3 protein-coding genes are annotated in these 14,849 nt (G+C 55.4%); all 3 read right to left on the bottom strand.

The window, feature by feature from the left end:
- Positions 1–44: 44 nt before the first annotated feature.
- From R50912_RS33355 to R50912_RS33360, 3 genes are read right to left on the bottom strand one after another with little or no spacing between them, the layout of a single operon-like run.
- A complete protein-coding gene (locus R50912_RS33355) occupies positions 45–2,183 on the bottom strand; it encodes a beta-ketoacyl synthase N-terminal-like domain-containing protein (protein ID WP_052416445.1) in 2,139 nt (712 codons plus the stop codon).
- A complete protein-coding gene (locus R50912_RS17410; RefSeq protein WP_042236673.1) occupies positions 2,176–8,511 on the bottom strand; it encodes an SDR family NAD(P)-dependent oxidoreductase in 6,336 nt (2,111 codons plus the stop codon). The genes R50912_RS33355 and R50912_RS17410 overlap by 8 nt, the downstream gene beginning before the upstream one ends.
- A 34-nt stretch (positions 8,512–8,545) precedes the next feature.
- Entirely contained in the window at positions 8,546–14,848 is a 6,303-nt protein-coding gene (locus tag R50912_RS33360; protein ID WP_197072936.1) for a beta-ketoacyl synthase N-terminal-like domain-containing protein, read from the bottom strand.
- Between the last annotated feature and the right edge of the window lies 1 nt (position 14,849).

Below are 14,849 nucleotides of genomic sequence, written 5' to 3' on the forward strand. Positions count from 1 at the left end.
TCTCTTCCTAATGAATGTATGAATTTCGGCCGCTCTTACAGCTCCTAGCTTCCCCTGCGGTATTCTTCGATGACGATATGGCAGTTCGTGCCACTGAAGCCAAACCCGCTGATTGCAGCCATTCTGGAGCCCCGTTTGTTCTCCGGCCAATCTACCAGCTCGGTGTTGATGTAGAAGGGGCTTTCGTCCAGCCTGATCTTCTCATTAAGCCGGTTATAGTGGATCAGCGGCGGGATTTGTCTGTTTTTCAGGGACAGCAGGATTTTGATCATTCCGGCGACACCGGCGGCCATTGTGGCATGTCCGATATTGGCTTTGACGGACCCAAGCGCGCAATACTGGCTGTCCTGTGTAAATTCGCGGAACGCTTCGGTCAGGGCCTTTACTTCGATGGGATCACCCAAAGCGGTGCCCGTTCCATGCGCTTCGACATAGTTGATCTCGGCCGGATCGATGCGGAACTTCTCATACACCCTTTTCTCCAATTGAATCTGCGAGTTCACGCTAGGTGCGGTAATGCCATTGGTCCGGCCGTCCTGATTCACACCTGAGCCGCGGATTACACCATAGATATGATCCCTGTTCTCCAGCGCCTGCTTCAGCGGCTTCAGCACCACGACCCCTACGCCCTCGCTCAGCAAGGTTCCGTCTGCTTCCTGATCGAAGGGTCTGCATACGCCCTGCGCTGACAGAATCTCCATCTGACTGCTCTGCACCATGCTGTCCGGGGTAATCATCAACCGGATGCCTCCGGCCAGCGCCATGTCGCATTCCTCATTCCAGAGGCTGACACATGCCTGGTGTACGGCAACCAGCGACGAGGAACAGGCGGTATCTATTGAAATGCTCGGGCCTTTCAGATTGAGAAAATACGAGATTCGCGCAGCCAGAATCGACGAAGAAGTCCCGGTAAACGCATCTGCGGTATTGCTTAGACGGTTCGCTTCCAGATGCTTGGTATAATCGCTTGGTGCACAGCCGACAAATACGCCGCAGCGGGTATCCTGCACCGCCTGGTCGGAATATCCGGCATCCTCCAGCGCCTTCCAGGCCTCCTCCAGAAAAATCCGCTGCTGCGGGTCCATAATCTCCGCTTCTTTAGGAGATATATTGAAAAACAACGGATCGAATTCATCCACATGGTCAAGCAGTCCGGCAACCGTGCAATAGGTTTTCTGATCCGCCTTCCGGTCTTCGTCATACCATGCCTGAATATCGAACCGGCTGGCGGGAATTTCTCCCGTGCTGGCTACGCCGTCTCGGAGATTACGCCACAGCTCTCTTGCCGAAGCGGCACCGGGAAACCTGCCTGATAACCCGACAATCGCAATGCCTTCTGCCGCAGCGGCTGTGGCTTGGTCAACGGAAACTCCTGGTGGAGCTTCCGGCATGATCTTTACCGGTTCTTCCGCAGGGCGGGAGGCGGCAAAGCCCAGTTTGATTTTACCTGTAGCCTCTGTACTTGAAGCTGCGGGAGCTATGGGGGCTGCGCCGGTTTTCAGTGTCAGCTTGGGCGCTCCAGAGGCCGGTTGTCCAGCGGAAAAGGGAGCCTGCGGCGCAGGTGCTTGTTCCTCCTTGGTCTGACGCCCGGTTAGTGGCTTCAGGGATCGTGTGGCTGGCTCCTTCATTGGCGCTTTCGGTTTGACCGGCGCTGCTGCCGGTTTGTTTGTCGAGAATTGGTCGATTAGATCGTTCATATATTCATATCTGTGGTTTAAGCGTTGGGATTGGACAGGTTCGTGTATCTGCTCTTGCGGGTTCGCATTCACAGCATTGGGATTTATTCCCTTCTCCGGCATTGCGCCGCTGTTCTTCTGAATCTCATCTACCATATACCGGGCCAGCTCGGGAATGGTCGGATAATCATAGAGCACGATGCCGTCAAGCTGGATATGCAGCGCTTCATTCAGATCCCGGACAATTTCCACACTGCTGATCGAATCAATGCCCATTTCCTTAAAAGAAAGCTCATAGCTCAGCTCCTCCGGCTGGAGCTTCACTACCCGGCACAGCACATCCTTGACCTGCTGCTCCACGGCTTCCGGAGAGAGGGTCTGCTCTGCACCGGAAACCGCATCTCCCCGTTGCTTCAGCTCATGGATGCGTCTCAGACCTTCGCGGGCCTCCAGCTTATGGTCCTTGATCTGCTGCAATATGTCCTTGATCGTCTCGCCGTTACTCATAGTACACCTCCAAAAACTGGGCTACTTCGTCCACATCCAGCTCATCCTCGTTCAGCCTGGACAACAGCTCCAGCAGATCACGGTCCTCCTGGTTAACCGATGATGTTCCTGAGACTGCCAATACTCCCGGTACATCCGCTTCTGGAGCCAGGGACAGGGGTCCATGCTTACGCCCGATATGCGCTGCCAGAAGGTTAAGGGTGTAGTAATCATAAATATCGATGGTATCGAGCTGCAGGCTGAAGCTCTCATTCAGATCGCGTACAATCTCGACGCCGCTGATGGAATCCACACCCATATCCTTGAAATTCATATCCTCGTCCAGTTCCGTTTCATCCAGTTGTATCCGGTTAGCGATGATCCGGGTTAGCTCGTCCTTGATGTTCCGTCCGGCTCCTGCAGTGTGTATGGAAGGACTGGAGCCAGCAGAATCTGTTGAACTGTCAAAACCTGTTGAACCGGTATGATCCGTTAAACCGGCATGCACCAATATCCCCCCGGTCAGCAGGGTTGCCTTGTTTCCTTTATCTTCAGGTGCAGACAGGGGTGCTGCCGTTACAGCTTCCCGCTCATTCCCCACGGGTTCCGCGGCCCGGTATAAGTGGCGGATCTTTGCTTTGACCTCTGAGGTGGTGAAGGTAATCCGGTGCATTTCATTCTCACGTTCCACGCATTGCAGTAATGAATCCAGCACCCGGCTGGACAGCTCCTGCTTCAGCACACTGACCGTGGTTCTCGGCTTCTCGGCTATCAGCCGGGCAATCGACACCGCCTCTTGCAGCACCTTGTCCTTTGCCCGGAAGATGACGGAGGCTGATCTGCTTTTGAGCTGTTCGCCGGAATACATTTTGGCTGTGAACATCATCTCAACAGCGAGATTCTTCCCCAGCTTGTCCTGCAGAATGAAGGTTGCGCCCATCCCCGGAGTGAAGCCGTATTTGGCAAAAGCAGCGGAATACAAGCTCTCCTCAGCCATAACCACTATATCCGCATACAGTCCGAACAGCAGGCCGCCGCCGGAAGCATGGCCTTCCATTGCAGAGATCACAGGGATAGGGCACTCCAGCATACCCCTGTACAAAATCGGCGCATCTGTAAAGCTCAGCTTCGAGTCGGAAATATCCAGCAGCTGCTCCTGGGTTCCGCCCATGGAGAAGATCCGGTCATTCCCGGCAACCACAATCGCCTTGATCTGCTCATCCTGTTGTGCGGCCTGGAAGCAATGGGTAAGCCCTTGTATAACCTCGTGGGTAAACGTATTGTTATGCATCGCGTCCTGAATCCGAATGATAGCGACGCCGCCCTCCACATGCTCCAGCATAACTTCATTTCCCGCATACGCCGGAAATGCCTCAAGCGCTGCGAATCCGGCAGTTGGAGCGGGTTCTGCATACTCTTGTATAGTTGTAATTAGTTGTGAAGGGTTGATCGGTTCGATCCAATAGCTTTTACGGGCAAACGGATAATGCGGCAGCGAAAGAAGCTCAGGTGCGTCATTCCCGTATAATGTCCGCCAGTCTATAGCTGCGCCTTCCGCCCATGCCTGGGCCAGGCGTTCAGCATCGCGCAGCGTATACGGATTAGCCTGGATTTGTACATGGCTCTGCATTTTCGCCTTGCTTGCCTGCCCTTGTGCAGCCACACCTGCCTCTGACGTGAACAGTTGAGCGGATGCCCGCTGCTCCAAATAATCCCCGATCGTCACCAGCAGTTCACTGAGTGTACGGTACACGACAGCCAGCCGGTGCTTCATGGGTTCCCGGGCTACCTGAAGTGTATAGCTGAGCCCCGGCAACGACAGTTCCTGCACAGCCCCGGCCCTGACTTCAGCAGCCTCATGCCCTTCCAACCCTGCAACTCCGTATACAAGCTGACTGCTGAGCTCTTCCACTGTTAAGTCACCGCTTACGGCAGAAGCGTTTGCCTGGATGCCAAAGCTCCCCAGGAGCCTGTCGCACAACTGGATGAATTCAACAGGCCCGAGGCCCAGCTCCTCCAGAGAGTGATCCTGTCCGATCCCGGTGACCGGAAGGTCTAGCATTTGAGCAATGACCTCTTGAAGGGCAGCTATCATGTCCTTGTGACTACCGTGGCCCTTTGTTGTTCTTTGTTCCATAAAAGCTTTCATCCGCCGGGCATAGGCCTGCAGCCGTTCAGGGGTCTGCGCGGATAATATGAAGATATACGGATCATTATCAACATTCTGCTGATCCTGATTCCCGCTGCTTCTGCTGCCGGTATATTGCTCTAGAATGACATGGGCGTTAGAACCTCCCGCACCAAAAGCACTAATGCCGGCGCGTCTCGGGTACACCGTTGTCCGCCCGTTTGCGGTACGGGTGACCGGCTTCCACGGCTCCAGCTTCTGCTGAATATAAAAGCCCGAATCGCCAAGCCGGATATGCGGGTTAATTCGTTCAGAATGAATTGAAGGCACAAGCTGCCCGTGCTGCATCTGCAGAAGCACCTTGGCGATGGAGGATATGCCTGCAGCCGCTTCGGCATGGCCGATATTGGACTTGACTGAACCGATGGCACAGCTGAAGGCTTCGTCCTTATGGGGAGCAAAAGCATTCATCAGTGCCTTGATCTCAATGGGATCGCCCAGCGAGGTCCCGGTGCCATGCGCTTCGATATAATTGATGGTGACAGCATCGATGCCGCTTCTGCGGATCGCTTCGGACACGGCTTCCTCCTGCGCCCGCTGATTGGGAACCGTGAACCCGCTGGCCTCCCCGCCATGATTAATGGCGCTGCCTTTGATGACTGCATAGATCCGGTCATGGTCCCGCTCTGCCTGCTTCAGCGGCTTGATCAGAATTGCGCCCGCTGCCTCGGCGGGCACGTAACCATCTCCGCCTTCGCCGAAGCTGCGGCATCGGCCATCTGAGGAAGCGAAATTCCCCTGGGACAACAGAAGGTACTTATCCGGGTGCACGGAGAGATTAACCCCTCCAACCAGGGCCATGGCACAATCCTGATTCTTCACACTTTGACAGGCCATGTGCAGCGCCGTCATCGAGGAGGAACACATGGTATCAATGCCCAGCGAAGGTCCGGTCAGTCCAAAATAATATGAGACCCGGTTGGCAATCGACGAGAGGGTCGATGTGGAGACCTGCCGGCTGGTGTTGTAGAGCTGGTACTGCATCCACATGGCTCCAGCGAATACGCCTATCTTTTGACCTTTGAGCGCAGACCGGATATACCCGCCATCCTCGAATGCTTCCCAGGCCAGCTCCAGAAACACCCGCTCATGCGGGTCCATCAGCACGGCTTGATAAGGTGCCACATTGAACAGCAGTGAATCGAACTTGTCCACATCGCGGAGGAAGCCGCCCCACCGGGAGCTCTCCTTGCCCCAGCTCTCCCGGGCAATCTGCTGCTGCTCCTCATAACTCCACCTCTGCGGATCGATCTCCGATACGGCGTCCCGTCCTGCCTTGAGCAGCTCCCAATACTCCGGCAGATTGTCCGCACCCGGAAATCTCCCGCTGATTCCGATAATCGCGAGGTCATCCTCTTCTGTACTTCCGGCAGAACGGGGAATCGGATTGGGAGCCATCTCAGGCTGCGTGGCCGCCTTTTCCTTATGTAACTCCTCCTTCCACTCCCCGTCCCGGACCAAGACAGCATCAATCCTGCTTTCTTCCCCCGGAACCATGAGCAATAGGGTTTCTTCCCGCTGCAGCGCCCATTCCAGCGCCTCTATCCCTGCGGAAGTCTCCAGGAGCGAGATGCCAAATCTGTGTTTTAGCGCAAGCTCTGTATGTTCGTCTCCTTTCATACCGCCCTCGCGCCAGAGAGGCCACTTGACGGACAGGGATTTGCCGCTTCTCAGCCCCTGCGCTCTCCAGAGTTCTCTTTGCTGTATATAGGCGTCCATATATAAATTGGCATACGCATAATCACTTTGACTTGGATTGCCCAGAATTCCCGCCACGGAGGAAAATGCGGCAAAAAACGTGAGCGGCTCCCCCTTGAACACTTCATCGAGATTGGCCGTCCCCTCCGCCTTCACCCGCAGCACCTGACGCAGCTCATCACTGTCCTTATGCACGAGTAACGAATCGCGTGTAAGTCCCGCACAGTGAAAGATTCCGTCCAGTTCCCCATATTTCTCCTTCACAAAAGCATGCAGGCGCTCGACCGATGTCCGGTCCGTTACATCACAAGCCACATAATCCAGACGCTGATGCGCGCCTAACCCGGCTGCAGCTTCTTCCGGCAGATTGGCAGCTCTGCCGCAGAGAATGGCTGTCCCGCCTTGCTGCAGAACATGGGCTGCCAGCTTCTGCCCAATGCCTCCGGCTCCCCCTGTAATCAAGTAGACCTGATTGCCGCGAATGGCCGTTTTACCTCCGCCAGCTACGTGTCCTGCCTTACGGTAGGTCTGTATTCTCCGTATGTCCTGCTCATACACCACACGGCGTCCGCTATCCCAGCCCCTGTAGAGTTCATCTTGGAAAATAGTCCCGAGCTGCCTGCGGTTCTCCGCATCCAGGCCGATACATTTATAAGCCACCTTATCCGTTTCGGATTGGATGCAGTGCAGGAATCCCTCCATCGCTGCATCGCCCGGATGAGCGGCAGCCCCCTCTTGATCGAAGAAATACAGCACCTTTACTGCCGATTTAATTCTGCTTCTCAGCAGCTCCCGCAGGATATAGAACATGGGAATCACCTGCTGCTCGGACTCCGGCAGACCGCCCTGCTTCCGCCCGCCGCAATTCAGGCTGTTGACCAGAACTGTGGGAATGCGGTCCGCTAGCTGTAATTCATCTGCCAATTGCTTGTAATCATCCTCGCGGTTAAAGTTCATGCGGTAAATGCCGGCTTCTGCTGCGGCAAATTGCTCTCCCGGAAGCACGTAGGTGTAGCGATTGCCTGCCTCCATTCCAGCCAGAGACAGCAGTTCATCCTGCTGCCCGCATAAGACCAGTACCTGCTCCTGCTGCACAGGGTATCCAGACTCGCTATGCTCTGTTAGCGGGCTGTTGATCCAAGCAGACGTATAGGCGTGAATGGCCGCAGCGGACGGTTCCGGCTTGGCCGATTGATGCACATCGCCAGCCGCTGTATCGCAGTTAAAAAATGACTCGCTATGCTCCCGGAGAATATACTGGCTTAACTCCTCCAGCGTGGCGTATTCAAACAGCAGCGTTGGGTAGAGAGGGCTTCCCAGCTTCTCTTCCAGCCGCTTGACGATGTCCAGCAAATGCTGTGAGTTCAGCCCTTGATTGTAAAAGCCCTCATCGGTCCGCAGCTCAGCTTCATCCCTTCCGGACAGACTGCTTACCAGCCGCTTCAAAGAAGCGGTGACGGCAGCCTTGCGCATACCTTCTTCCGCCGGATCTCCTTTACGGGCCAGCGGAGCTTGGACTTTGACTTGGACCGGCTCCAGCTTAGCAGGTGCGGACGAAGCCAGTGGGGAAGCAGCTGGAGATTGAACCTTCTGAGGCCCGCTGATCAGTTCCCTGGAGCGGATCTTCTTCAGACCCCAGCGTCTGAAGCTGGCAATCTCCTGTCCTTGCCCGTTATACACCTCGATATCGAAATACATCAGGTCCTTGATGTCTCCATCCGGATAACCCTCATCCTTGATATAGACATAGATCCGCTCCTTCATCGGTTCATAGGAACGGAAGGATTCGATGAACATCGGAATGGAAGCCTGAATCTCCCTGGAGAAATCCAGCTCCTGCAGTACGACGAATCCCTGAACCAGCGTTGCCGCATCCAGATAACAAGGGTGCATGTAGAAATGGTCCATATATTCCCTCGCCAGCTCGCCCAGGGTAATCTCAGCCAGGATACGCTGATTGCCGTAATACAGCTTCCCCAGGCCCTTCATAAATTCCAGATGGCGGATATCAATTCTCCGCACATAGCTGTAGGCATGGTCCATATCTTCTATGCGATGACTCAGACTTTTAATCTGCTGAATGTCGATTGATTTCCGCTCGCCGGTGCGCGCAGGGGACAAATGCAGCTCACAGCGCAGGTTTTCATCCCAGGTACTTTCCAGGAGCTCGTGCTCCTTAACCTTCCGGCTCTGCGCCACGACCTCGTATCCGTCCGCTTTCTTGGTGAACGAGATTTGGATTTTTTTATCGTATTGTCCGCTGGTGGAGACCGGCTCGCTGAACAGAACCTTACGCAGCTCGATATCCCGCAGGTTGATGCCCTTGGTCTGCAGGAACCGGTAGATCATGTCAAGCAGCGTCACACCCGGCATGATCCGTACACCGTGAACCCGATGATCTCTGACGATATAATTGCTGTTTTTAATTACTGTACTGAACTTCACACCGTTTAAAGCGTCCATGCGTGCACACCTCTCCGCTCTCCCGTATTCATGCCTACTCTTCCACGAATTGCAGAAAGGACAACTGATCCTGCTCATCCTGTGTCTGCCTGCCCTCTTCCTTCCCGCGGTTTACCCAGGCCTGCTGCCTGTTATACAGCGGTGCAGGCAACGGATATCTGCACCGGGCATAACCGCTGAGTGCATCCTCCCCGCACTCCCCGATGATCATATGAACATTGGTGCCGCCGAATCCGAAGGAGCTGACGGCTGCCCGCCGGGCCTCCCCGTGGCTGTCCCAGGCTGCGGCCTCAAGCACCGGATAAAAAGGCGAGTGCCCGAAGTCGAAGCGCGGATTGGGCCGGCTGCAATTCAGCGTTGGAACAAGCATCTTGTGGTGGACGCACAGCGCCGCCTTAATGAAGCTGGCAATGCCGGCCGCGCTGAGGCAATGGCCGATATTGGTCTTCACGCTGCCCACACCGCAAAAGCCTGTGGCACCGGTATATCTTTTGTAAACTGAGGTCAGGGCCTTCAGCTCAATGGGATCGCCGATCATCGTACCTGTGCCGTGGGTCTCCACGTAACCAATCGTTTCCGGGTGAATACCGGAACGGCGGATCGCTTCAGCGATAACCTCTTCCTGGGCCTGCATGCTTGGGGTGGTAACCCCCATCGTACGGCCGTCATTATTGGTTGCCGAGGCTTCAATAACCGTGTAGATTCTGTCCCCGTCGGCGAGGGCCTTGGCCAGCGGCTTGAGCAGCACCGCTCCGCAGCCTTCTCCCGGGACGATGCCGTTCGCCTCCTCATCAAAGGTATGGCATTTGCCGTCCGGCGACATTGCCTTGGAGGCGCTGAATACGAGATGGGGACGCTCATCCAAAAGCAGATCCACCCCTCCCGCTATAGCCATCTCCGACTCGCCGGAGCGGATGCTCTGGCAGGCCAGGTGCAGACTGAGGAGCGAGGAAGAACAAGCGCTGTCCACCGTTAGGCTGGGACCCTTGAGATTGAAGAAATGGGAGGCATAAGCCGCGATGAAATTTTGCCCGATGCCGATGATCGTATTCTTATTGATATCCTGCACCCAGCCCGGATAAGAGCCTGGATGGGCGCCGATGAATACACCGACCTTCTTCCCGCTGATGTCCTCCATTTCATAGCCCGCATCCAGAATAGTCTCCGCTGTAACCTCAAGGGACTGCCGCATGAGCGGACTGATCTGCTCCACATTCTCCTTAAGGTCGAAATACCTGCCGTCGAAGCGCTCGATATCGTCCAGGAACCCGCCCCATTTGCTGATGCTTTTGCCTTCCGCATAGACAGGTGCGTACCATTCATCCTTGTCCCAGCGGCTGGCCGGAACCTCCGTAATACTGTCCAGTCCCTGCCGCAGATTGTTCCAGAAGGCGTCCTTGTCTCCAGCCCCCGGAAAATGGCAGCCCATGCCGATAACGGCAATCCGTCCGTCATGCCTGCCTTCAGGGCTTGGCGTTTCGTCCTGTACGTTGTGTACCGCTTGCATTCTTGCTTCCCTGCTTCGGCCGTAATGAAATTCCGGCACCCGGTTATACGGTTCAGCGAATCTGATTCTATTGCCTGTCAGCAAAGGCGTGGCATCCTGCTCCAACTCCGGCTGACTCTTATATTCTGCGCCGTTTGAGCATAGATGCTCTGCCAGCGCGCGCATGTCTCTAAGCTCGAAGAACAGCGCCGGATCCATGCGGGTCTGAAAAGCGGTGTCCAGCTTCTTAATGACCTCGATCAGCAGTATGGAATCCACGCCGATTTCGGCAAATGGAACATCCTCACGTACACGGTCCCGCGGCAGCTTCAGCTCTGCACAGAAGATATCCAGGATCAGGGCGGACGCTTTTTGCAGCTCACTTGGAGTAATCAGTGTATTCTGTACATTCTCCCCGGCTACCGCAGCGTAAGGACTGCATTGACTCTTTACAACGGCCTTCAACCCAGGCGAACCCTTAACCCGTTCAGCACTTGCCTTGATTAATAATTCCGGGCGGTAAAGGTCCATTTGCAGGATAGCAGGGATCACACTTGGCGAATCACTGCCAATGATGATGTCCTCCAGCATAAAGAGGCCATCGGCAAGGCTGTGTGCGGTAAGTCCTGACTGTGTATAGAGCGGGCTAAGCTGAAATCCGGAATCCGCCAGCATCCCGACCTCTGACCAGCTCGGCCAGATGATCGACTGATAATAACTATTTCCGAGGGTGTGCTGATGCTGTGCATACAGGTCCAGATAATAGTTGGCTGCACTGTAATCACTAAGCCCGGCAGACAACAGCGGCGCCAGAGCTGAAATGGAGGAGAAAAGAATAAAGAATTCCAGCTTATCCTGGGCAAAAATGTGCTGGAGTGCCGCCACCCCTTCAACCTTAGGTTCAAAGACCTGCCGGATATCGGCGATTTTTTTGTTCACAAAGGCCGGGTGCTGATTCAGATTGGAGCCTGCGCAGTGCACAACACCGCCAATTTCGCCCCACTGCTGCCGGATGCACTCAACAAACGGCATAAGCTGCCCGGCATCGGTCAGCGAACCGGAATATACCTCAACCTGGGCGCCGGAGGCTTCCAGCTTCACTACCCGCTTGATTCGTGCCAGACTTCCCGGATCATGGATAGCACCGGACAAGATGTCCGGCCAATCCTCCCGGGCAGGAAAAGCCTGAACCCCCATCAGGACGAGCTTCCGTGCGCCTCTTCGGACCAGCAGGCGGGCCGCCTCGGCCCCGATCCCCCGCGTGCCTCCGGTAATGACATAGACCTTCTTGGGGTCTACCTTCAACCGGTTATGCCGCTCGCGGCCGATCCATTTATTCTGCTGCTTCAGCGTGGTGATCACCGGCTCATATCGCAATCCGTCCGCATAGCACGCTTCAGCAGTATCCGATTCCAGGCTTAATTCACCTAGGACAATCCGGAGCTGCCGGTTAATATCCCAAGCATCTAGGCCGATATCCACGGTGCGGGCGGTAACTTGTCTATATTCTGCGCCAAGCGTGCGGATGATCCCGGCGATATCCGCTCCGGCCAGAGTAACCGTGCGGTTCTCCGGATTCTGAACCCCGCCGGTCAAATGAACAATCCGAAAATCCTTGCCCGCCTGCTTGACCAGCGCTTGCAAAAGCATGATTTTACCGTAGCTCTGCTTGGACATGGGCTTCGGCTGTGCATGGAGATCGGAGAAATCAACGATTCCCTTGAGTTTCAGCTTCATCCCGAGTACGGCTTCAATCGTCTGCTCACTATCCTCTGTAAGCGTGAAGTCAACGGGTAACACGGAGTCACGGGTTTGCTGGGCCTTTCCGTCACACAGGATCAGCGGCGCTTCAAAGCTAGCTCTGACCGCTGCAAGTGCGTCATCACCCATCTCTTCATTTACGATGATGAGATACTGCCCTTCACCCTGTTTGGGCTCACGAGGCTGCTCCGATTTCATCCATTCCTTCTTAAGCAGAGCATATTGCTCCCCGGTAACAATCTCACGGGTGCTGATGGGAACCATCTGGATGTTCTTAAAGGACAGCACCGCTTCACCCGACTCATTCAGCACATGAACGTCATAATGAAGCTCACCGCCGGCAGTCTCCAGACCACCCGACTGAAAATGAATATATTTCGCCGATGAGGCTTGACGGATAAGCTGTATTTCGCCGATCTCATAAGCTGCAGACGCCGTGCCGCCATTGCCGATAATGTCCATGTTCAGCCCCTGCAGGACAGCTTCAGTTAACCTAGCTGCCAGGACATCGTCCGCCGAATGGAACGGGCCTGGTGAAATTACCGCCAAGTGGTCTGTCAAGCTGCTGTACATGCCTGTTATGATCTGTGCCTGTGCTTCATAAGCTATCCTTTGATTCTCCAGTACCCGGTAGACTTCATCCCCAGTCCGAACCTGCGCTGCTTCCTGCTTAAGCTTGCCTATATCCACCGCTGCCGGTTCGTGAGACGGATAAGCCAGGCCTGTTCTGGCCGTACCTGCTGCCAGGATATCCTGCTGCGATCCTTCTCGCAGGACAGCGAACCGGAGGGAATCCCCCTCACCCTCACCTTGAAGTTGAATATTCAGTTTCACTTGCTGCTTGTCAGAAGCAGGATGGCAGAACTGAATCTGCTCCAGTGAGGCAATACCCGGAGCACCGCTTCCCAGCAGTGCAGCCTGCGCGCCCATGGCCAGCAGAATAGCTTCACTGAATACCGCTACCCCATAAATGGACTTGCCGAACACGGCCTTTCCGGCAGCCTCCGGTTCACTTACAAAGCCGATTCCCTGCACCGTTGACACATTGCGGTGAACCAGCGGATGTAGCTGCCCCTCTGCCGCTGCTCCAGCACTTTCGGCAGCCCCGGCAGTTGAGCTGCTTCTGGATACTTGGTCAGCTCCTATGGCAGCTCCGCCACTCCCGGATACTCCGCGAGCCCCTCCTGCAGCTGCGGTACTTCCGTCAACTCCGCCATTCTCCGCGCTTCCCTTCTCATCCACTGCCTCGATCCAGCAGCGCATATAATCAAAGGGATAGCCTGGAAGCGGTACTCTGCGGAAGCTCCCGGCAGCGGACAGGCTCTTGAAATCGGCTGCATAGCCTTTGATGTAATAATTGGCAATCAACTGCGCCGCCTTTGCCCGTTCCTGCGGAGTAAGCCGGTCCTGATGGAACTGGACCAGCAATTGCTCCATCTTGGATTTCAGCGCAGGGTTCACCCGCTCACTGCCGCCCGATCCGCCGCCGCTATACCAGCCTGAGCTTGGCTGCTTATGAAGAAAAGCCTCCAGCTCCCGGACCAGCTCTTCCTTGCTTGCGGAAATAAACATGCTGCGGTAGGTGTAATGATCTCTTCCGGCCAGCAGTGTATACGATACATTGGCCAGTCTGCCCAAGCTTGTGCGCCCCTGCAGATAATCCCGCAGATTCCGTACCTTGGCCTCGAGTGCCGTATCGCTTTTCGCTGACAAAGCGAACAGCAGTACTTTCCCGTCATTGTTCCCGGCTGTACCGGTGGCGGCTTCTTCTTGCTCTATATGCTCCGCAACCACCACATGGCAGTTGGTTCCGCTCATTCCAAACGAGCTGACCGCCGCCATTCTTGGCCGTCCGGCTTCCCTGCGCCATTCCTCGGTCTCTTTTCCCACATAGAATGGGCTGTTCTTAAAATCGATCAGCTTGTTCCCCTCACCGGAGTGAAGCGTGGCGGGAATTCTGCCGTGCTGCAGGCTCAGGAGAACCTTGATCAGACCCGCCATGCCCGAGGCGGACAGGGTGTGTCCTATGTTGCCTTTGACTGAGCCGAGATGGCAATATTGCTTCTTGTCCGTGAATGCGCCGAAGGTCTCCGTGAGGGCAGCGACCTCGATCGGATCCCCCAGCCGGGTGCCCGTGCCATGCGCCTCCACATAGCTGATGTGTTCAGGGTTAATCCCGGATTTCTCATAGACTTCACGTTCCAGCGCTGCCTGTGAGAGACCATTCGGGGCGGTAATGCCATTGGTTTTACCATCCTGATTGACCCCGATGCCCTTGATGACTCCGTAGATATGGTCTCCGTCCCGCTTCGCGGCAGCATACTTCTTGAGGAGCACAGCGCCTACGCCTTCGCCCAGGCCTATGCCGTCCGCCTCCTCGGCGAATGGCTTGCAGATTCCGTCGGTGTTCAGCATCCCCAGCTTGCCCAGCGACATATAAATCCAAGGCGTGAGCATAAGCTGGACACCTCCGGCGATCGCCATCTCGCTGCTGCCGCTATGCAGGCTGTCACAAGCAAGTGACAAAGCTACCAGTGACGAGGAGCAGGCGGTATCCAGGGCGATGCTCGGCCCCTTTAAATTCAGCAGATAGGAAATTCTCGCCGGAATGACCGACAAGCTGTTCCCTGTAGGGACATGCTCGTTCGTCTCACCCAGGAACCGCTCCAGATACTCCCCTTGCTGAAGGCCCACGAATATGCCGCATTTACTGCCTGACATATCCTGAAGCGAATATCCCGCATCTTCAATGGCCTTCCAGGATTCTTCCAGAAACAGCCGTTGTCTGGGGTCCATATGCTCCGCTTCTTTGGGAGAGATGTGGAAGAACAAAGGATCGAATTGATCCGCGCCAGGGAGAAAGCCCCCATAGCGGATATGTGCCTTCTGCGAAGGGGTCAGCTTGGTCAGCTCCGTTCGTTCAGCAGGCGCTTCCTGAAGACTGCTCACTTCCTGTACAAGGTTGTCCCAATACTGCTGCACATTGCGGGCGCCGGAGAATCTGCCGGAGAGGCCGATAATGGCGATATCATCGCTGCGCACATTCCCACTATTTTGCGTAAAGTCCGGTGTATGTGTTCTGCTCTGCATA

It is taken from the genome of Paenibacillus sp. FSL R5-0912 (genome assembly GCF_000758605.1).
Classification (GTDB): Bacteria; Bacillota; Bacilli; order Paenibacillales; family Paenibacillaceae; genus Paenibacillus_AQ.